At 40.7% G+C, this 18513-nt stretch carries 21 protein-coding genes; 10 read left to right on the top strand and 11 right to left on the bottom strand.

The genetic code is table 11. From position 1 onward, the window contains the following. Window position 1 precedes the first annotated feature (1 nt). Both AFM12_RS04025 and AFM12_RS04030 read right to left on the bottom strand, forming a co-directional pair. Window positions 2-718 (bottom strand): PIG-L deacetylase family protein, encoded by a 717-nt coding sequence (locus tag AFM12_RS04025; protein ID WP_055145138.1) that lies wholly within the window; start codon window positions 716-718, stop codon window positions 2-4. Between the two features lie 30 nt (window positions 719-748). Then, on the bottom strand, window positions 749-1705 hold the full coding sequence (locus AFM12_RS04030; RefSeq protein ID WP_055144137.1) for a VOC family protein: 957 nt from the start codon (window positions 1703-1705) through the stop codon (window positions 749-751). A gap of 113 nt (window positions 1706-1818) precedes the next feature. Here AFM12_RS04030 and AFM12_RS04035 point away from each other — a divergent pair, with 113 nt between their 5' ends. The 4 genes from AFM12_RS04035 (at window position 1819) to AFM12_RS04050 (ending at window position 5473) form a co-directional block, all read left to right on the top strand. Beyond that, the gene (locus AFM12_RS04035; RefSeq protein WP_055144139.1) at window positions 1819-2685 is read left to right on the top strand and encodes a helix-turn-helix domain-containing protein; all 867 of its coding nucleotides are present in this window, start codon (window positions 1819-1821) and stop codon (window positions 2683-2685) included. A 96-nt stretch (window positions 2686-2781) separates the two neighbouring features. Continuing rightward, window positions 2782-3513 carry a hypothetical protein gene (locus tag AFM12_RS04040; protein ID WP_055144141.1) on the top strand — a complete coding sequence of 244 codons (732 nt, stop codon included), beginning with the start codon at window positions 2782-2784 and terminating at the stop codon, window positions 3511-3513. A 3-nt stretch (window positions 3514-3516) separates the two neighbouring features. Beyond that, window positions 3517-4407, top strand: a complete 891-nt coding sequence (locus tag AFM12_RS04045) for a helix-turn-helix domain-containing protein (protein WP_055144143.1) — start codon at window positions 3517-3519, stop codon at window positions 4405-4407. Window positions 4408-4486: 79 nt separating this feature from the next. Then, window positions 4487-5473 (top strand): aldo/keto reductase, encoded by a 987-nt coding sequence (locus tag AFM12_RS04050; RefSeq protein ID WP_055144145.1) that lies wholly within the window; start codon window positions 4487-4489, stop codon window positions 5471-5473. A 2-nt stretch (window positions 5474-5475) separates the two neighbouring features. Here the strand turns inward: AFM12_RS04050 and AFM12_RS04055 are convergent, their stop codons facing one another. Then, a complete protein-coding gene (locus AFM12_RS04055; RefSeq protein WP_055144147.1) occupies window positions 5476-5898 on the bottom strand; it encodes an RES family NAD+ phosphorylase in 423 nt (140 codons plus the stop codon). Then, window positions 5895-6353 (bottom strand): Xre family toxin-antitoxin system antitoxin, encoded by a 459-nt coding sequence (locus tag AFM12_RS04060; protein WP_055144148.1) that lies wholly within the window; start codon window positions 6351-6353, stop codon window positions 5895-5897. The genes AFM12_RS04055 and AFM12_RS04060 overlap by 4 nt, the downstream gene beginning before the upstream one ends. A gap of 143 nt (window positions 6354-6496) precedes the next feature. On the opposite strand from AFM12_RS04060, the gene AFM12_RS04065 reads away from it, so the two are divergent. The 6 genes from AFM12_RS04065 (at window position 6497) to AFM12_RS04090 (ending at window position 13042) form a co-directional block, all read left to right on the top strand. Continuing rightward, window positions 6497-7714: a multidrug effflux MFS transporter gene (locus AFM12_RS04065; RefSeq protein ID WP_055144150.1), complete on the top strand. Its 1218-nt coding sequence runs from the start codon at window positions 6497-6499 to the stop codon at window positions 7712-7714. A gap of 235 nt (window positions 7715-7949) precedes the next feature. Next, a complete protein-coding gene (locus AFM12_RS04070) occupies window positions 7950-8954 on the top strand; it encodes an LLM class flavin-dependent oxidoreductase (RefSeq protein WP_055144152.1) in 1005 nt (334 codons plus the stop codon). A 122-nt stretch (window positions 8955-9076) separates the two neighbouring features. Next, window positions 9077-10381, top strand: a complete 1305-nt coding sequence (locus tag AFM12_RS04075) for an MFS transporter (protein ID WP_055144154.1) — start codon at window positions 9077-9079, stop codon at window positions 10379-10381. Between the two features lie 55 nt (window positions 10382-10436). After that, window positions 10437-11534: a cupin domain-containing protein gene (locus AFM12_RS04080; protein ID WP_055144156.1), complete on the top strand. Its 1098-nt coding sequence runs from the start codon at window positions 10437-10439 to the stop codon at window positions 11532-11534. A gap of 27 nt (window positions 11535-11561) precedes the next feature. Then, window positions 11562-12413 carry a fumarylacetoacetate hydrolase family protein gene (locus AFM12_RS04085; protein ID WP_055144158.1) on the top strand — a complete coding sequence of 284 codons (852 nt, stop codon included), beginning with the start codon at window positions 11562-11564 and terminating at the stop codon, window positions 12411-12413. Continuing rightward, window positions 12413-13042, top strand: coding sequence for a flavin reductase family protein (locus AFM12_RS04090; protein ID WP_055144160.1), 630 nt, complete (start codon window positions 12413-12415; stop codon window positions 13040-13042). The genes AFM12_RS04085 and AFM12_RS04090 overlap by 1 nt, the downstream gene beginning before the upstream one ends. A 4-nt stretch (window positions 13043-13046) precedes the next feature. On the opposite strand, the gene AFM12_RS04095 is transcribed toward AFM12_RS04090, so the two are convergent. The 7 genes from AFM12_RS04095 to AFM12_RS04125 form a co-directional block, all read right to left on the bottom strand. Further along, window positions 13047-13769, bottom strand: coding sequence for a DUF4440 domain-containing protein (locus tag AFM12_RS04095; RefSeq protein WP_131458179.1), 723 nt, complete (start codon window positions 13767-13769; stop codon window positions 13047-13049). Window positions 13770-14039: 270 nt separating this feature from the next. Beyond that, window positions 14040-14780, bottom strand: coding sequence for a hypothetical protein (locus tag AFM12_RS04100; RefSeq protein ID WP_131458181.1), 741 nt, complete (start codon window positions 14778-14780; stop codon window positions 14040-14042). Continuing rightward, on the bottom strand, window positions 14780-15649 hold the full coding sequence (locus AFM12_RS04105) for an alpha/beta fold hydrolase (RefSeq protein ID WP_055144167.1): 870 nt from the start codon (window positions 15647-15649) through the stop codon (window positions 14780-14782). The genes AFM12_RS04100 and AFM12_RS04105 overlap by 1 nt, the downstream gene beginning before the upstream one ends. Then, window positions 15649-16317, bottom strand: a complete 669-nt coding sequence (locus AFM12_RS04110) for a hypothetical protein (RefSeq protein WP_055144169.1) — start codon at window positions 16315-16317, stop codon at window positions 15649-15651. The genes AFM12_RS04105 and AFM12_RS04110 overlap by 1 nt, the downstream gene beginning before the upstream one ends. A 136-nt stretch (window positions 16318-16453) precedes the next feature. Next, on the bottom strand, window positions 16454-17200 hold the full coding sequence (locus AFM12_RS04115; protein WP_055144171.1) for a LamG domain-containing protein: 747 nt from the start codon (window positions 17198-17200) through the stop codon (window positions 16454-16456). Window positions 17201-17250: 50 nt separating this feature from the next. Further along, window positions 17251-17760 carry a DinB family protein gene (locus AFM12_RS04120; RefSeq protein ID WP_055144173.1) on the bottom strand — a complete coding sequence of 170 codons (510 nt, stop codon included), beginning with the start codon at window positions 17758-17760 and terminating at the stop codon, window positions 17251-17253. 48 nt (window positions 17761-17808) lie between these two features. After that, the gene (locus AFM12_RS04125) at window positions 17809-18465 is read right to left on the bottom strand and encodes an NADPH-dependent F420 reductase (RefSeq protein ID WP_055144175.1); all 657 of its coding nucleotides are present in this window, start codon (window positions 18463-18465) and stop codon (window positions 17809-17811) included. Between the last annotated feature and the right edge of the window lie 48 nt (window positions 18466-18513).

Below are 18513 nucleotides of genomic sequence, written 5' to 3' on the forward strand. Positions count from 1 at the left end.
CTTAAAAAATGCTATCGGTTATTCTTGGAACCATACTTTGAAATGCCTCGGCATATTGAACTTGTTTCTGCCCGGAAATTCGCCTTGCGTGATTTCCACGTCTGCTTCCCAATTCAGTATAATAATCCACCAGATACTTCTGAGCACCCATACAATTCATGGCCTCTTTTTTCTTTTCAAAAACAGAACTTACGTCAATAAATGTATCGGGTTTAAACTCACAAATTTCAGGCTGGTGAGGCTCAAACGAATACCATGCCGGAGGGTTAATATTTTTAAAAGCACTCGCCACACCTGCTCCACAAGAAAGCAAACGGGCTCTTTCGGTGGCCTGAAAAGCCAAAGGATGATCAGGATTGAAGGGGTCTTTTGCCGTGTGAGTCAAAATGACTGAAGGTTCAAAATTTCCTATAATTTTGACCAACTGAGCTATTCTTTCATCTGAAATGAGCATGGGATAATCTCCCCAGTCCAGAAATTCGATAGGCGTCCCCAAAAAATCAGCTGCTTTTTCTGCCTGAGCTTTCCTTATAATTTTCACACTTTCTTCACTCCGGTTTGGATCTTCCTTCCACAATTCGCCAGACTCTCCACGTTCACCGTAAGACAAACAAACCACAAGAGTCTCCGCTCCTTCCTCCACAGATTTGGCCAGAACTCCACCAGCTCTCCAAACAAAGTCTGCACTATGTGCTGAAATCACTAATAACTTCTTCATATCCATATCTTTAACTTCTAAGAGTTGTGATTAAAGTAATTCATCTGGCATCGGGGTACCTCGGGTATGAAAACTCTCCACTGTTTTAAGGCCCCAAGCCTGGCCTTTTGATCGTTCTTCTTTGTTCCAGACGATAGTTTCATAATCAGGATCAAGAATAAGCCTGGCCGTTGGATTCGCAATTTCAACCCGGTTTCCTCCCGGCTCATACAAATAAAGGAAAAAGGTCTGCTGAATAGCATGTTTGTGAGGACCTGTCTCTATAAAAATATCATTTTCCAAGGCAATATCGGCCGCAATCAAGACCTCTTCCCTACTGTTAACCGCGTATGTAACATGATGGAAACGACCATTTAAACCAGAGTGATCTTCTGTTACGGCTAAATCGTAAGTCTTGGAGTTCACTGATACCCAAACCCCTTTGGGCCCATCTTCAAATTGGATTGTTTCAGTCATTCTACCACCCAGAGTACCGAACTGGAAATCCCGAAAACCAGCCAAATCTTTAGCTAAAAGATTTAGATGATCCAAACGCCTTACATTCATCCCTTTGCCAGGAAATTTGCTGGCCGTATTCTTTAAAGCTGACTTCGTTTCTTCGGTGGCCCTGTACTTATTTGAATCAAAATACAATTCACATAAATGACCATCTGGGTAACGGAATTGATAAGCCTTCCCATAATCACACTCATGGTCTGTCCAGCCAATTCCAAGTCCCATTTTCTCAATAGCCTCTACCCTACTTTGAAGTGACTCGGCAGAACGTGTTCTCCATGCAAAATGCCCCATTCCGGTATGTTTATGAGCCGTCAGCTTGAGTGTATGATGCTCATAGTCGTCATAAGCTCTTAGCCATGCCGAGTCTCCCTCCAGCTTGGTGACATACATACCCAATAATTCAGTAAAAAACCGGATACTCTGGTCGAGTTTTGGTGTGTACAATTCTACATGGGCAATATGGGCCAGCTCCCAGGTCAGGTTTTTCATTTTTTCAAATAATCTTGATTGAGAATTATGATTATGATCACAAATTTGAGATTATGAGTCCAGATTCATTGGATACAATTCTTACTTTTGAAGATACTTTTTAAACATCATCTTTGAAAAAGTCGGGAATAGCTCATTATGACGGCCTGTACGGTGACAGTCAGGCCAGAAGTGATTCATCATATCTCTTTCTTGAAGAAATAGTTACAAGAAGCGAGGAATTTGACTGGTCCATAAAACCTCATATTCACAGCGAATTAGTACAAATATTCATCATTGAAGAAGGTTCTCTTATATTTCAGCACAGTAGCGAATGGACTAACCTGTCACATCCATGCATTATTCTCATCCCCCCTTCTCAACAGCATGCATTAACCTATAACCCTCCTGTTAATGGTCAGATATTGTCATTTTCACGAAACATATTCAATGATATTTTTAAAACATTTCTTGATCCACCTCAAAACATCGAAATAATAAGAGAATTTGAGAAACAGGATTTTAAAAGCCTTCTTGAAATTCTGGGGAGGATAAGAGAAGAACTTTTTGGGGATCACTATGGCCGTGAAATACTACTGCGGGCACAGCTCTCCCAATTTGTTATTGAAATACTCCGATTAAGAAAGACCGAAAATGTTCTCCAAAACGAGGCCAACATAGGTTTACAACATTTTTTACGCTTTCAAAAGCTTCTTGACCAATCAAATTATAATCGAAATCTAGCTGATTACGCTGATGAGTTATGTATAAGCCAAGTGCATCTCAATAGAATTTGTAAAGCTCATAGTGGTAAAAAGGCCATTGAAATTGTTCAGGCTAAAATGGTTGATCAAGCCTGCAAATATCTACGGCATACTTCCTACTCAGTTTCTGAAATTGCTTATAAGCTCGGTTTTGAATACCCCAATTATTTTGCTCGATTCTTCAGAAAACAAACCGGTGTTAACCCATCTGAATTTAGGATGACGAAAGAAAGCTGACAATTATTTGATTTTCGTAAGTTTCTATTTGTCCTGAGTTCTTCAAAGTTATTGAAACTCCGTTCCTTTGCAGTTAAATTTTAGATCATAACAGTAATGAAACTTCAACCTGCGATTTTCGTCACTCTTTTGCTTTTTGGATTTAATGGTTTTACTCAAACCGGTGAAAAGGAACCCCTAAAAGCCTCTGCCAACGTTCAGGTAACCAATAATGGAGTATCTCTTTTCCCAAACCTCTCTTTGGGTAAACCGGCGGCTATTATCAACGTATCACTTGCCAAAAAGGGGATTTCATTTGAACCCGAGCTTCGTTGGGGATTGAACGGTAAACCATGGTCATACATCTTTTGGATGAGATATCGGTATAATTCGGATAAATTCTCGCTACGACTTGGAGCCCACCCTTCGTATGTCTTTGGAGAACAGACTGTTGAGATCAACAATCAGGAAGTGAGCCGATTCATCACAACACGCTATGCAGCGGGGGAGATCTCTCCGGGTTACCGATTCAGCCCTAAAGTCAATGTGAATTTTCATTACCTCCACGCTATTGGACTTGATGATTATGGTGTCAAATCCAGTAATTTTTATGCTCTACAGCCACAATTCACGGGTCTGGGAGTGGGTAAAGACTTTTATTTCAATTTCTTCCCACAGATTTTCTACTTAGAACTGGGCGATAACGCCGGATCCTATGTATCCGAAACATTGACTTTCAATAAAAAAGATTTCCCTATCTATCTTTCACATATGATGACGTATAAGTTAAAGTCTGATATTGCCGGAGATGATTTTGTCTGGAGTTTAGGGCTTAATGTTAAATTCTAGTTCATGGAAAAGTCAGAATCGCTCGAGGAGTTTTACAAAAGAAGATTTGAATGGATACCTGAAAGCCTTAGTAAAGACATCGGTCATTTTAATGTATTTAAGCTTCCTCATGCCTCTGACAAGCCTGTACCTTACCGCCGACGTGACTTCTTCAAGATCACTTTTTGCATTGGTCAGAGCCGGGTTCATTACGCCGACCAAGTCTATAAAATTGAGAAGCAGGCTCTGGTATTTTCCAACCCATTTATTCCGTACAAATGGGAACATCTGGAAGCCGTAGAGGGTGGCTTTTACCTCGTTTTTAATCAGGATTTCTTTCTTAACTATGGAGATCTCATTAAATACGATGTGTTTCAGCCACACGGCACTCATATTTTTGAATTGAGTGATGAACAGGCCCAAATTGTCTCAGGAATTTATGAAGATATTCTGCTTGAAATTGAGTCCGATTATGTGCACAAATACGATGTCTTGAAGCATAAAGTATATGAGCTTTTGCATTTTGCCCTGAAAACAAACCCTTCGGCGAAAATTGAGGAGCAACCCATCAACGCCTCTCAACGCATTCTTTGGTTGTTTCAGGAGCTCTTAGAACGGCAGTTTCCAATTGAGGAAAATAACCTATCTGTGAAACTGCGTTCCCCATCAGACTTTGCTTTTAACCTCAACGTCCATGTGAACCACCTTAATAGGGCTGTGAAAGAAATAGTGGGCAAGACCACTTCTCAGCTTATTGCAGAACGTCTGCTGCAAGAAGCCAAAATCCTCCTCAAACAAAGTACCTGGAACATCTCTGAAATCGCCTTTGCCCTTGGCTATAACGAAGTAACCCATTTCAATAATTTCTTTAAGAAGCAGACGGGGCTGAGCCCTTCTAAATTTAGAGCTACTTGATATGAGTAAGTTGTGGTTTGAATTCTATTAATGCCCTGATACTAGAATCGGCTAAATTTGAAATATAGAAAATGAAAGTATGAAAAACAGAAAATTAGGCACACAGGGACTTGAGGTTTCAGAAGTAGGGCTTGGATGCATGGGTATGACCTTTGGTTATGCTCCGTTTCCGCCAAAAGAGGATTCTATAAAATTGCTGCAAAAAGCCGTTGAAGAAGGAGTTACTTTTTTTGACACGGCAGAGGTTTACGGACCATTTAATAATGAAGAATTATTGGGTGATGCCTTGAAGCCTTTCAAAGGTAAAGTAACTATTGCCACCAAGTTCGGCTTTAACATTATCGACGGAAAAATGCAGGGTGTAAACAGCCGACCCGAGAATATCCGAAAAGTGGCAGAAGCTTCATTAAGAAGGCTTCAGGTTGATGAAATAGATTTGTTTTATCAACATCGGGTAGATCCAAATGTGCCCATTAAAGAAGTGGCGGGTACCGTTAAAGACTTAATCAAAGAAGGTAAAGTAAAGTATTTTGGACTCTCTGAAGCAGGAGCAAATACCATTAGAAAAGCTCATGCCGAGCAACCGGTCTCTGCTCTTCAAAGCGAGTACTCCCTTTGGTTCAGAAGGCATGAAAATGAAATCATTCCCACCATCAGAGAGCTGAAGATTGGCTTGGTACCGTATAGTCCACTGGGAAAGGGCTTTTTAACCGGAACCATAGACGAAAGCAGAAAATTTGAACCCGGCGATATTCGGGGGATTACGCCTCGCTTTCAGGAAGAATCTATAAAAGCAAACAAAGCACTTTTGGCTGTGCTGGAGGAGTTTGCTGCAAAGAAAGGTGCCACAAAAGCTCAGATTGCACTCGCATGGGTACTTGCACAGCACCCGATGATTGTCCCTATACCTGGCACAACCAAAACTCATCGTTTAAAGGAAAACCTTGGAGCTGTCGAGGTACAGTTTACATCAGAGGAACTTCGGGAATTGACTACGGCTTCTGAGGAAATCAAAATCGTTGGAGAGCGTTACCCGGAAGCAGCGGAAAAGGCAACGGGGCTTTAAAACTATTCGAACCTAGAATCCAAATCAAGCATTTGATTGTCAACAATTTGAATTTGAGACGCCTCAGAATGTAAAGGATTGATGATGTAATTATGCTCTTGCGGAAAAATGACGCTCTGCACTTTGGCATAAAGCAATTCATTCTCTTCCAAAAAGTTGTCGCCGGTAGTTTTATTGTCGTCGCCGAGATAGGATAAAGGAGTTTCGGCCTGCTCAGGAAGTTCAAGGCTAAGTAAGTGATACTCGTTCATTCTAACCAATTCGATCGGCATGTGAACCAAAAGCTCCAGTAAAGCCAATGATCGGTGGCCGGCGGCGTAGAGCATATATTTCCCTTTTGAATTCCAACGCCCACCGTGCAGAAACGCTCCTCTCCCACTCAAATCATTGGCGTATACTTTTTGGCAAATACGATAAACTATCATGCGTAAACGCCATGTTCTATTCTACCCAGAATATCATAAAGAATATTTAAGCCGAAGCTGGTATCAAGGTATTCAACGGGCTTATTATAGGATAAAGCAGGAAGAGAGCTTTGAAGCCAAATGCCTAAAGCCTCCTGAGAACCTAAAACCTCAACAGCCTTTTTGGCAAAAGCTGTGAGCTCAAGCAAGCGTTCTGACTTTGATTTATCTAATAACTCATCATCACTTTTCCGTTGGATATTTCTGAAACTGCTATGCAAAAAAGTACTGATGGTCTCCTGATTTAAACCCATAAAATCAGCTAAAATCTTGATACTTGATTTCTCTACACCGTTTCGGCTGTATTCCATAAAAAGCTGGTTACCCTTTGCTTCAGGGTAGCTATTTAAAAGAAGAGCTTTAAATGGCTTGTCGTAAGTATAAGCTACAGCTGGTTCATTCAAAATATTGCTCATGAGATTCCTTTTTACAATTCAAATATACGACATTTTGTTTAAATACAATCCATAATGTCGTATATCTTTTTATTAAGTTCCAAAACGCTGGCAAACAATGAATAATTTGGCTACTTGCGGCAGTTTTCAAGTTGAAATCACAAATGCAGAATAATAATCAGGTATTGCAGGGTAAAAAATCTGTCTTAATTCTCATTCTCGGTGTCTTATCAGCCATCGGTCCTTTTTCCATTGATACCTATTTAGCAGGTTTCCCGAAAATAGCTTCTGATTTTAAGGTCAGCATTGATTACGTTTCTTACTCACTGTCTAGTTTCTTTATTGGTATCTCAGTTGGTCAAATGCTCTATGGTCCTTTACTGGATCGCTTCGGACGCAAAACGCCTTTATTGATCGGTTTGGTGGTGTATTTATTGGCTTCTTTGGGCTGTGCGGTAGCCCCTTCTATCGAAATTCTTATTGGTTTACGCTTTGTCCAGGCCGTTGGTGGCTGTGTAGGTATGGTGGCTCCAAGAGCCATTGTTCGTGACTTATTTCCTCTTCATGAAAGTGCAAAAGTCTTCTCACTACTCATTCTGATTTTAGGTGTTTCCCCAATAATAGCTCCAAGCGTAGGTAGTTTTATGATTTCAGCCCTAGGCTGGCATTCTGTTTTCTTTTTGCAGGCAGCCATGGGTTTAACACTTTTCCTGTCTGTATTTTTTGTTCTACAGGAAAGCAAAGGGCCCGATGAATCAGTCTCTCTCAAACCGAGACCAATTACCCGAACCTTCTGGAAGGTTTTTACCAATACCCAATTCTTTACCTATGCTTTCGCCGGCTCTTTAGTGGCAGCCGGCTTATATGCCTATGTATCAGGATCGCCGCTGGTATTCATGGAAATACATGGACTTACAGAGCAGCAATATGGCTGGCTTTTCGGCTTTCTGGCTTCCGGCCTGATTTTGAGTAGTCAACTCAATAATCTGGCCCTGAAATGGTTTACATCCGAACAAATTGTCAAAGTCTCTATTCCATTGCAGGTTTTCTTTGGAATAACACTGGTGGTTTTGAGCCTGTTTGACCTCCATAGTATATACAGTATCGTGGCCTTGCTGTTTCTATTTTTCTGCTGCCAGGGCTTCAGTTTCCCGAATTCTTCTGCTCTATCCCTGGTACCTTTTGCCAAAGAAGCCGGAAGTGCCTCAGCACTGATGGGTGCCCTTCAAATGGGTTTTGGCGCTCTTTCCTCTGCTTTGGTGGGAGTATTTGCCAACGGGACGGAATTGCCGATGACCGGCATTATTGCCTCCTTCTCGACTTTGGGCCTCTTGGTTTTTGTCATTGGCAGAAGGAAAATTAAAATGACATCTGGTTCATAAGACGTTCCTGAATTCTCAAATCTGAGTGAGTCGATAACCATTTTCAGGCTATCGACCATTGAAACACTGAAACTGTTGGTTTTTAACCATTTTTCAATTGAAAATAATCTCTTAACAAGTGGCTTCTTGTATTTCTTTAGAAAGAACAAGGCTTAGTTTTTTTTTGCAAATTTCACAGACTAGACGAATTGCTTATCTCAATTTGATGTTCTGTCCCCGTTAAGGATTTTATCCAATGAAAGACAAGTCAATCATTCCTTTATCTGTACTGGAATTGGCCACCGTGCCGGAAGGAGGTAATCATAAAACAGCCATTGAAAATACAGTCTCGGTAGCTCAACATACAGAAAGTTTGGGCTACAAGCGGATCTGGATGGCTGAGCATCATAACATGGAGTATATTGCCAGTTCTGCCACCTCAGTTTTAATTGGACATGTGGCAGGTCAAACTTCAAAAATAAGAGTAGGCTCAGGCGGAATCATGCTTCCTAATCACAGCCCCCTTGTTATTGCCGAGCAGTTTGGTACTCTTGAAACCCTTTACCCGGGCCGTATTGATCTTGGTCTGGGCAGAGCACCGGGATCAGATCAGGAAACGGCCTATGCTCTTCGACGGAAAAACATGAACGCGGCTCAGGATTTCCCAACAGATGTCAGGCAGCTACAGTCTTACTTTAGTGCGGAGAACAAAGACGCCAAAGTCAGGGCTTTCCCTGCGGAGGGACTTGAAGTTCCGCTCTATATTTTAGGTTCAAGTACGGATAGTGCATATCTGGCCGCAGGTTTAGGCCTTCCATATGCTTTTGCGGCACATTTTGCTCCTGCTCAACTTTATGAGGCTATTCGCATTTACAAAACACATTTTAAGCCTTCAGCAGTCCTGCAAAATCCTTATATGATCGCTTGTGTAAATGTGATAGGAGCTGAAAGTGATAAAGAAGCTAATGAATTACAGAACAGTTTGATACGATTGATTATCGGAATCATCACAAATACCCGGAAACCCATAGGACCACCCAGAGATTTGCCAGATGTTTATCAGGTTCCTGAGGTGCAGCATATGGTTAACAAAATGCTGGCCTGCACATTTACCGGAAGTGAAAACACTTTGAGAAAAAGCCTCTTTAATTTCATTCAGGAATCCTGCGTTGATGAACTCATGGTAGCTTCTCATATTTTTGATATGAAGAAGAAGTTGGCCTCGTTCTCTATTTTAAAAAATGCACTAACGATTGATTGAGTAAGTTAATCATGATCATATTATGATCAGAAAATACACCTCAATTCCTTCATAAAATCCGCAAAAGCCTATCTTGCAACTTTAAAAGACCCTACCTATAAACCCTATACCGCTCTACTGAAATGAAAAAAGTGGATATTCAACCGCTGCTGGATAATGCTGTTTTAAGTTCTTTCCATAAAAAAATACTGTTCTGGACTGCCTTTATCATCGTTTTTGACGGATACGACCTGGTGATCTATGGCTCTGTTTTGCCCGTTTTAATGAAAGAATGGGACCTCTCCCCTGTTACCGCTGGTTCTCTAGCCAGTTATGCCTTATTCGGGATGATGCTTGGAGCCTTTTTCTTCGGATCATTCGGTAACCGAATTGGTTCAAAAAAAGCAATTATCCTATGTATACTCATCTTTAGTGTTTTCACTTTTTTGTGTGGCTTCACTAATTCTGTAGAGATGTTTGGAGCTTTCCGATTTTTAGCTGGCCTTGGAATTGGAGGAGTTATGCCAAATGCTGTTTCGTTAATGGCAGAATACGCTCCAAAAAAGATTCGTAATACACTTATCACTACTATGTTTAGCGGTATTGCTATTGGTGGAATACTATCCGTTTTGGTTGGTATGTTTTTGATAGAAGGTTTCGGTTGGCAAGCCGTATTTTTCTTCGGAATTATTCCGGTGCTTTTATTGCCTTTTATGATCAGAGATATTCCTGAATCCATGCACTTTTTAAGCAAAAAAGGGCTTCAGGAAAGAATGAAGAGTATTTTATCCAAAATTGCCCCGAATCAATCTTTTGAAACAGATTCTGTTTTAGAAATTCATACGGCAGAAACTGAAAAGGCCAACCTGACCGAATTATTTAAAAACAACCGCTTGCTCAGCACACTAATGTTTTGGGTGGCTTTCTTTTGCTGTTTGCTTGTGATTTATGGCATAAATTCGTGGTTACCAAAACTTATCATGGCTAAACCGGAGTATCAGGATAATCTAAGTTTAAGCCTGACCTTCCTGTTGGTGTTCAATATTGGTGCGGTTGTGGGTGCCATTTTGGGCGGTAGACTCGGTGACAAATATGATATCAAAAAAGTAGTCATTGGTTTCTTCGTTCTGGCTGCTTTATCTATTGCTCTTTTGGGTTATACGTCCTCGGCCCTACTCTATATTTTGATGTTCATTGCAGGAGCTACTACCTCCGGTAATCAAATCGTCTTAAATACGCTTGTGGCTCAGTACTACCCGCATACCCTGAGAGCAACGGGCTTTGGCTGGGCTCTCGGAATTGGTAGATTGGGAGCTATTATTGGTCCATCTCTGGTTGGTTTTCTGGTGGCTCTTCAATTGCCTTTTGAGCAAAACTTTTTCGCCTTTGCGGTGGCTGCCGCCATTGCCGCTGTAGCGATTTTCTTTGTTAATTATAAAAAGGATTGAGCTTCTCCATTTAGCCTTAATCGTTAATTTTAAACCTCCATTTAACCCGCGGTCGATGAATCAGACAAATGAGGAAAGAATAAAAAACCTTCTTGAAAACTTCAACAAGGAAAGCTTACAACCATTATGGACCCTGGAGCATGATATCATGCCCTTTAAGCCAAAACCGCAATCTGTAGCATGGCTTTGGAAATGGGACAAACTCTATGAGCTAGCTGAAGAAGCCGGAGAAGTTATTACTCTGGACCGTGGTGGCGACCGCAGAGCTATTGCTTTGGCAAATCCGGGATTGGGCGGAATGCCATTTGCCACAGAAACGCTTTGGATGGCCGTCCAATGGTTGAATGGGCATGAAGTGGCTCCCGCTCACCGGCATACACCACAAGCCATTCGGTTTATTGTGGATGGTGCGGGCAGCTACAGTACCGTAGAAGGTGACCGCGTCTATCTGGAAAAAGGTGATCTGGTACTCAATCCTCCCCTACTTTGGCATGACCATGGAAGTGATTCTGACGAACGAGCCATATGGATAGATGGACTTGATATTCCTCTGACAAAGTACCTGAACGCCAACTTCTTTGAACCTATGGGAAAGGATGTTCAGGAAGTGGATACCGTTAAGAATTTCTCTGTTCTGAAATACGGAGCGGGAACGATGAAACCGGCCTGGGAACGGGAAAAACCAAAATATCCACCCATGAGTACGTTCAAATGGTCAAGGACCGAACAAGCTCTGAATGATCTTGCTTCCAGTGGCGACAGCAGTCCGTATGATGATATTGCTCTGGAATATGTCAATCCTCTGACGGGCGACCCGGTAATGAAAACCTTTAGTTGTTGGATTCAGATGATCCGTCCTGGCGTACATACGAAGGCTCATCGGGAGGTTTGCAGTACGGTCTATTTTGTTTTTGAAGGTAGTGGTTATTCCATCATTGACGGCGTAAAATTTGAATGGCAGAAAGGAGATTTATTCATAATCCCGAACTGGAAATGTCACGAACATGTGAATCCAACAGGAGAACGAGCCATACTTTTCAGTATAAATGACCGACCTACTATGGATTTGCTGGATAAATACCGGGAAGAAGCTTACACCGAAAATGAAGGACATCAAAAAGTCAATGCTACCTTTGACCCGTCAAAAAAATAAAGAACTCATTATTAAAGAATTACATCTATGAAACTTGCCAATATTCAAGTCAATGGCAAAGCTACTTTGGCCATTCAAAAGGATGGCTATCTGATTGACACTCAAAAGCTGGGAGGCCCTATCTTCGATTCCATCAAAAGCTATATCCTGGCCTCAGATGATGAAAAGGCTCAGTTGAAAAGCCTGGTTGAAGCCGTAAAACCTGAAGAGCAAGGTCCTTTTAACTATCTTCCAGCCGTGACATCTCCGGAGAAAATCATTTGTGTAGGTTTAAATTATAAGACTCATATTTTGGAGATGAAGCGGGAACTACCTGCCTATCCGGTTATTTTTGCAAAGTACCCCAATGTTCTTGCGGCTCATAATGAAACTATTCCACTTCCGGCAGTTTCAGATCAAATGGACTACGAAGCAGAGTTAGCTTTTGTGATCGGCAAAAGAGCCAAAAATGTAACACGAGAACAAGCGATGGATTATGTGGCAGGCTTCACGATTGCTAACGACCTAAGCGTTAGAGATTATCAACGTAGAACCATTCAGTTTTTGCAGGGTAAATCATTTGACAAATGCGGCCCAATGGGACCTGTCATGGTGACTAGAGATGAGTTCGGCTCCTATGAAAATGAGCGAATGACCTTGAAATTAAACGGTAAAACGATGCAGGATACTCCCCTATCAGACATGGTCTTCCCGGTTGAAGTGCTGATTGAACAAATCTCTGAAATTATGACCCTGGAGCCGGGTGATGTCATTTTAAGCGGAACGCCGGGTGGTGTGGGAGCAGGATTTAACCCACCTATTTATCTCAAAGATGGCGATGAAGTAGAAATAGAGGTAAGCAACCTTGGAGTATTAAAAAACAAATTCAAAAAAGCCTGATGCATATATATCCCGAAAACCACGATATAAAAGACACATATAAAATTTTAACCGCAGCTGTAACTCCCCGCCCAATTGGTTGGGTATCTTCTGTCAATGCTGCAGGCGAGCGAAATTTGGCCCCATTCTCCTTTTTCAATGTGGTTGGTTACGATCCTCCTCATGTGATTTTTTCACCGATTAGTCCCAATGGCAAGAAAAAAGACACTTTGGCCAATATTCTGGAAACCGGTGAATTTGTGGTCAATTTGGTCACAGAAGAACTGGCCGAAAAAATGAACAAAACCTCAGCCCCGCTGCCATCGGGTATGGACGAGTTTGAGTTTGCTGGCCTGACCCCTGAGGATTCTGTCATAGTGAAGGCTCCAAGAGTGAAAGAAAGCCCTATTCAGTTTGAGTGTGAAATGGTGCATCATTACTCTTTTGTAGATCGTCAAAATGGCTCTACCGTAATTTTTGGTCGTGTAAAACTGATACATGTTGCCGATGAAATTATGTTGCCTGATTTCAAGATCAATACAGAGCTTTACAAAACCATAGGAAAAATGGAAGGTGGAATGTACTGCCGTACAAGAGATCAGTTTTTCATCTCCAGGGAGTTCGACCCGAAAGAGTGGTTGAAGGACTAGACGCTCAATAGTCCTTGTCGTAATTGGTCATATAATTCTCTATATACCATTTGCCGCCTACTTTCTTCCATTGAGCGAAATAGGAACCTTCAAATGATTGACCGTTATATCCGGTCCAGGTACCTGTTTCTATAGCTATGGAATCAGTGATTTGCAGCGAAGTAGTTTTGTCCGAAATCAGACGAAAACCCGAATCATAAACGGATTGATAATAGCTCATTATATCCTCACGCCCCTGAATGGTCTTGGCATCCACCGGCATCAAGGTAGCCGTGTTGAGATAAATCTCTCCAATTTGTTTCATATCTCCTGAATTAAAAGCAGAGATCATGTCAAAATCGGTTTTTTCTGTTCCCGCCCCGTTTTGCTGATAGATTTTCGTTTTGTGGTAATCAGAGATCCCTAGAAAAAGAAGACCGGCAGAGCCGAAAAGGATAGAAATGGCAATAATAATTCTCATTTTTTTTGAAGTTAGCATTGATGATTTAATGAAATCTGAGAATCTGCCTTTCTTACCGACACTATCGGGCTGACTTTCGAATGAATAATCTTCTCCCAAAACCTCAAAAACTTGCTTTACCGTGTAAGCTCTTGGTGTTACTTCAGCTCCTTCAATTCGTTGAACAGTCCGTAAACTGAGGTTGCACTTTTCCGAAAGTTCTGTTTGAGTAAGACCCTGAGCTTGTCGTAAAGCTGAAATTTTCTGACCGAGTTCCGGCTGCTTCATTGGCTGATTTCGATTTCGCTGCAATCCTAACTGCTTAAAAAAATGAAATCAAATTTACTCAAAGTATTTCATATGCCAGAGGTCCGTATTTGATACGTCACTTTACGTCAAATCGTCTTTAAAGCCACGAATGGACTAATTTCATTGGTGCTTCATTTGTGTTTTGGTGACTTATAAAAACCTCAATTCTCCCCCCGCCACTCCAGCGGACTCATTCCCACTTTCTATTTAAAAGGACCGGTCAAATGCTGGGGATATTTGAAGCCATAGTTATAAATGATAGCTCAATCCCACATTCCAGTTAAAAATGGATGCGTTTATAGTTGATTTTAAAGCAATGTTTTGAATGGTATTCACCGAAATAGGAAATCCTTCACGGGATATTTGAAGATAACTGTAAAAGTAGCTTCCCTGCTGCGGTGTATCGCCTACTTTCAGATAATAGAATTTTGGAGACCAGTCGATCCGTTGTTTCCCAAAATTTATCAGGCTGTTAAATGTGCCCTGAATACTTCCCAGATTATAATTGGAAGCTCCAGCCAGTCCTTTAGTATACATATAGTACAGGCTTATTTGACTGTTTTGGTTGAGTTGATAAGCTGGTATGATTTCTCCAATAAGAAATCGTGTTGTACCAACCATGTATTGATCAATACCATTCAATTGAACCAATTGTTCCTTGAAAACTATGGATGAAAAGGCACCCAATTGCATGGTAAATTTGCCTTGGTCTATCAGTCTATACCTTGACCAGAGGATAAAATTCCAGGGCTTTTGGTCCTGAAGATTGTACCTGAATTGAGGAATAAAACTCAGCCGTTTCTTTTTCAAACTCAGGTCAACAAGCATGGAAGGCTTACCCAAAGAAAATGTAGGGATCAGGGAAATGCCGTTATTATTAATATTAACCCAGCCGCTGACAGACATTTTCTCAGTCTTCAAAGAATCATTTTGGGCGATCGCAGTTAATTGGATAGAAATCAGGAGTATGTGAAAAAAGATCCTTCGCATTACCTTATAAACGGCTTAACCACAGCCCAAACCGCCTCAAAATTCTCATGAAAACACACATGACCCGTATTGGGTATGATCGATAATTGGGCATTGGGTATCATTTGATAAGCTGAAATCACTGTCATTAGCGGAGCGTTTCTATCCAGCTCACCTGAGAGAACCAAAACCGGGCATTGAATGGCATTAAAGAGCTCTTTGCTTGCAGTCATTCCATTATAAAACTCTTGCATAGCATTCCAGAAATCTTCTAATCGCTCAGGCTCTGGCATGAGTTCATTTTGCTGTTTCCAATAGGCTTTGTCTGACAATAACATTTGGTGGTCAAAGTTGATGGACCTTAGACCAGGAATCTGCTCACCGGCACCAATAGCTATCATTTTGCTAATTTTTTCAGGGTATTTAGCGGCCAGTTTGTAAGCAGAATAGGCACCATCACTAAAACCCAACACCATCACTTTTTGCGAAGTTACGGCATTTATCACTGCGGCAATATCATCCGCTTTTTTGTCATAGGTGATCGGAAATTGACCCATTTCTGATTTTCCATGTCCGCGTGTTGAAATTGCGATAACCTGATGGTCTTTTCTGAGACTATCAATAAAGGGTGCCATTTCTATAGTTGAACCTAAAATACCACCATGAAGAATGACGATAGGACTGCCTTTTCCGTAAACTTCGTAATAGATGTTGGCATCGCCGGCTTGTGCATATTTGCCGGCTGAAGGGTTATTACCGTAAGGTATTTTATTGACTACACCTTCGGGTTGAAAGGCCCGGCGGAGGGGTGGCTGTGCTGAAATTCCATAATTCCATAGAACGCCAGAAATGGCCATTAGCATTACTTTAAAACGTAAAAACTTATTCATTACTTTTTTATAACTTTTAAATCTTTAAAATAGCCTTCGGTCCAGTTTCCTACCCAAAGACCAATACTTCCAGAATTATTATTTCCCCATTTTAAATCGTTGACAACTAATGATGGATAGGTCGAATCATTGACAAAAAATCTAGCTTTTACACCATCAACTTCTATCCGAATGGTAATCCATTCATTTAGTCCCATGTCTGCAAAGGATTCATATTTTTCCGGATCACTTTTCCGTAAATAATCAAACCTAAAGTCAGGAAATGCAAAATATTGAATACTATGATTACGTTGAATTTGATTTTCAGATCTCCCATTGACCGGACGAATGTAAATACTTTCAAATTTTGAATTATCGTCTTTAATTCTGAAGGCTAAGCCAATAAACCCTCTTGCCCAAACAGGTGCATCCTCATGTAATTGGCTCAAAACTTTCACTTCAATGCTGCCATCCTTAAAGTTGATATTTTTTATTTTTGCAAAGGAGGCAATATCTGTGTCCTTAAATAAAGTATCAAATGCTACTTTTACTACTTCTTCATTTTCGATTGAAGTAAAGGAAATGTTCACTTGGTTTGCCACCAAGTTTTTTTTATTAAGTTGGATTGTTTGTGCAGAAAGCTGTACTCCTAGTAATAGAAATAGCACATTGATACTATATTTTTTCATTTGTATAAACTTTGTAATTTGTATATATTCAGTATTTTTTGTTCAAATTCAAGCCGATCATAACAATGGGTAGAGGCTTTGTTTATCGCCCGGTTTGCGTCGAAATCTTTGTCATGGACATTTCATACCAAGAATTTTAAATGTTGTTCATTTGAACAGTAGTCTGTGTTTTCTTGTAGGCTCTCTTGACTACCTTCAAATCTTTAAAATGGCCGATGGTTCCAATATCCACATAAAGTCCCACATAGCCCTTTTTATTCTTCCCAAGCATTTTATCGACAACAAATGACGAATACTTCATGTCATTGATGAACATCTCGGCACTTTCGCCATTGATTTCCAATCGCATGGTAATCCACTCATTAAGAGCTGTAGGAGCTGAGCCTTCATACCGGAACGGAGCAATTTTTCGAAGGGTGTCAAATTTATAATCCGGGTATGCAAAATATTGTACCGAATGATTTCTGGATAGCTGATTTTGACTTCTTCCTACTTTTGGCCTCACATATATACCCTGAAGTTCTGAATCATCTTCTTTCACATGGAAAAAGAGACCAATAAACCCTGCAATGCCTGAATACGGAGCAGGGACTTTTAACTGACTGTACATTTTGACTTGAATTGTCCCGTTTTCAAAGTCATCAAGACCCACCAGTCGGGCATAATGTGGTTCATCTACCGAGGCCTCCACATTTGTAGAATCAAAAGGAATAGCCGTTAAATCCCGCTCAATTCTAAGGACTTTATCACCTTGAAATTTAATCACTTCGCCGGTAACATTATGAAGTTCAAACGTCTGCTTTTTAAGCTTTAATGTTTTAAACTGGGCAAAGCTCTGACCTGCTGACACCAAAAGTGTCAGAATCAATAGTATTTTTCTCATTAACAATGATTTTTAAAAGGCCACCGGAGATTCCGGTGGCCTTTTATGTTTTAGAATAACTTCTCTTGCGGAGGTGTTGCACCACCCAATCTGATATACACCGTGGTTTGTCCTCTGTGGTGTGTTTGGTGCTCAAACAGTTTGTTCAGTGCCTCACCACGAGTCATTTCAAAACGACCGAAAAGCGTGATCTTTTCCTCCAACTGAGCAGCGGATAATTTACCTGCATTGGCAATTACAAAATCATAACCAGCCATTACGAGTTTAATCACATTTTCTTTTGATTGGTCTTCTGCTTTCTCGTTGGCTCCCATGCCCATCGGGCTTTCAGCTCCGGTGGCTGCCGCTGTAAAACCGTAATTGGCATCTGTAAGGTGAAGTAACTGCTGAGCAAACGTACGCATCTCAGGGGTTGGTTTCAGATCATACTTATCGACTGGCATAGTTTCCAGATACTCCAAGGTATAGGCTTTGGCTCTTTCCCAATCTTTGGCGGTTTGAGAATAAACCATTTGAATACTAAAAACAGTGAGTGCAAATACAGTAAGAATTCTTTTCATTTTTGATATAAGTTATTTGTAATAAAAGCTTTAAACGATAAAGTTTGATTAAACTAAAGAAAGTGCTTCTTCAGTGTCCACTGTTTTTCCAAGTGGTCCAAATTCATGCAAATCACCAAAAACCTCAATGCGAATGGATTGTGATATATCTCCAACACCAACAGGTGAAAAACCGGTATCCTCAATTAGCATTTCAATTTCTCTTTTGATCTTTTCGTCATCTAAAGCATAAAAAAGAACTTGCTTGTCAGGAGTAGAATTAGCCTTATGTTCTAATGAGGCTGCACCTAAAGTTCCAAGGGCTTTAACCAGCCGAGCTCCCGAGGGTAGGGCATTCGCATTAATAACACCAGCTGATTCATTTTCAGGAATGATTTTATCAAAACCACCTTTATCATTTGGAGCAATTGGGTTAGATGGATCCACAATTATTTTCCCCTTTAAAGAGTCAGCATTTTGCTCAAAAAAGTCGCCAAACGCGGAAAACCAAATAGCTGGAATAATAATATCAGAGTTCTGAATGGCTTCTTCAATAGACAACGGTTTGGCCAGATTGCCTAATTCTTTGGCAAACCCTTTACTTTTATTTAAATCTCTGTCCGAGACCATCACTTCTCTTCCATTTTTTACAAGGTTTTGAGCAAGTACTTTACCAATGGTACCCAAACCCACAATGGATACTTTTAAGTCAGATTTATTTTTCATGATTTTGCATCGTTAAATTTTCAACTATGCAAAATTGGGCAGACTCCG

The organism is Jiulongibacter sediminis, assembly GCF_001306455.1.
GTDB classification, from domain to species: Bacteria; Bacteroidota; Bacteroidia; order Cytophagales; family Spirosomataceae; genus Jiulongibacter; species Jiulongibacter sediminis.

Bases quoted from the DNA above. Each gene is read 5' to 3' on its own strand.
- AFM12_RS04055 (WP_055144147.1), bottom strand. From the start codon at position 5,898: ATGATAGTTTATCGTATTTGCCAAAAAGTATACGCCAATGATTTGAGT.
- AFM12_RS04100 (WP_131458181.1), bottom strand. From the start codon at position 14,780: ATGCGAAGGATCTTTTTTCACATACTCCTGATTTCTATCCAATTAACT.
- AFM12_RS04125 (WP_055144175.1), bottom strand. From the start codon at position 18,465: ATGAAAAATAAATCTGACTTAAAAGTATCCATTGTGGGTTTGGGTACC.
- AFM12_RS04085 (WP_055144158.1), top strand. From the start codon at position 11,562: ATGAAACTTGCCAATATTCAAGTCAATGGCAAAGCTACTTTGGCCATT.
- AFM12_RS04025 (WP_055145138.1), bottom strand. From the start codon at position 718: ATGAAGAAGTTATTAGTGATTTCAGCACATAGTGCAGACTTTGTTTGG.
- AFM12_RS04075 (WP_055144154.1), top strand. From the start codon at position 9,077: ATGAAAAAAGTGGATATTCAACCGCTGCTGGATAATGCTGTTTTAAGT.
- AFM12_RS04115 (WP_055144171.1), bottom strand. From the start codon at position 17,200: ATGAGAAAAATACTATTGATTCTGACACTTTTGGTGTCAGCAGGTCAG.
- AFM12_RS04110 (WP_055144169.1), bottom strand. From the start codon at position 16,317: ATGAAAAAATATAGTATCAATGTGCTATTTCTATTACTAGGAGTACAG.
- AFM12_RS04040 (WP_055144141.1), top strand. From the start codon at position 2,782: ATGAAACTTCAACCTGCGATTTTCGTCACTCTTTTGCTTTTTGGATTT.
- AFM12_RS04045 (WP_055144143.1), top strand. From the start codon at position 3,517: ATGGAAAAGTCAGAATCGCTCGAGGAGTTTTACAAAAGAAGATTTGAA.
- AFM12_RS04105 (WP_055144167.1), bottom strand. From the start codon at position 15,649: ATGAATAAGTTTTTACGTTTTAAAGTAATGCTAATGGCCATTTCTGGC.
- AFM12_RS04090 (WP_055144160.1), top strand. From the start codon at position 12,413: ATGCATATATATCCCGAAAACCACGATATAAAAGACACATATAAAATT.
- AFM12_RS04120 (WP_055144173.1), bottom strand. From the start codon at position 17,760: ATGAAAAGAATTCTTACTGTATTTGCACTCACTGTTTTTAGTATTCAA.
- AFM12_RS04050 (WP_055144145.1), top strand. From the start codon at position 4,487: ATGAAAAACAGAAAATTAGGCACACAGGGACTTGAGGTTTCAGAAGTA.
- AFM12_RS04060 (WP_055144148.1), bottom strand. From the start codon at position 6,353: ATGAGCAATATTTTGAATGAACCAGCTGTAGCTTATACTTACGACAAG.
- AFM12_RS04065 (WP_055144150.1), top strand. From the start codon at position 6,497: ATGCAGAATAATAATCAGGTATTGCAGGGTAAAAAATCTGTCTTAATT.
- AFM12_RS04080 (WP_055144156.1), top strand. From the start codon at position 10,437: ATGAATCAGACAAATGAGGAAAGAATAAAAAACCTTCTTGAAAACTTC.
- AFM12_RS04070 (WP_055144152.1), top strand. From the start codon at position 7,950: ATGAAAGACAAGTCAATCATTCCTTTATCTGTACTGGAATTGGCCACC.
- AFM12_RS04030 (WP_055144137.1), bottom strand. From the start codon at position 1,705: ATGAAAAACCTGACCTGGGAGCTGGCCCATATTGCCCATGTAGAATTG.
- AFM12_RS04095 (WP_131458179.1), bottom strand. From the start codon at position 13,769: ATGAAGCAGCCGGAACTCGGTCAGAAAATTTCAGCTTTACGACAAGCT.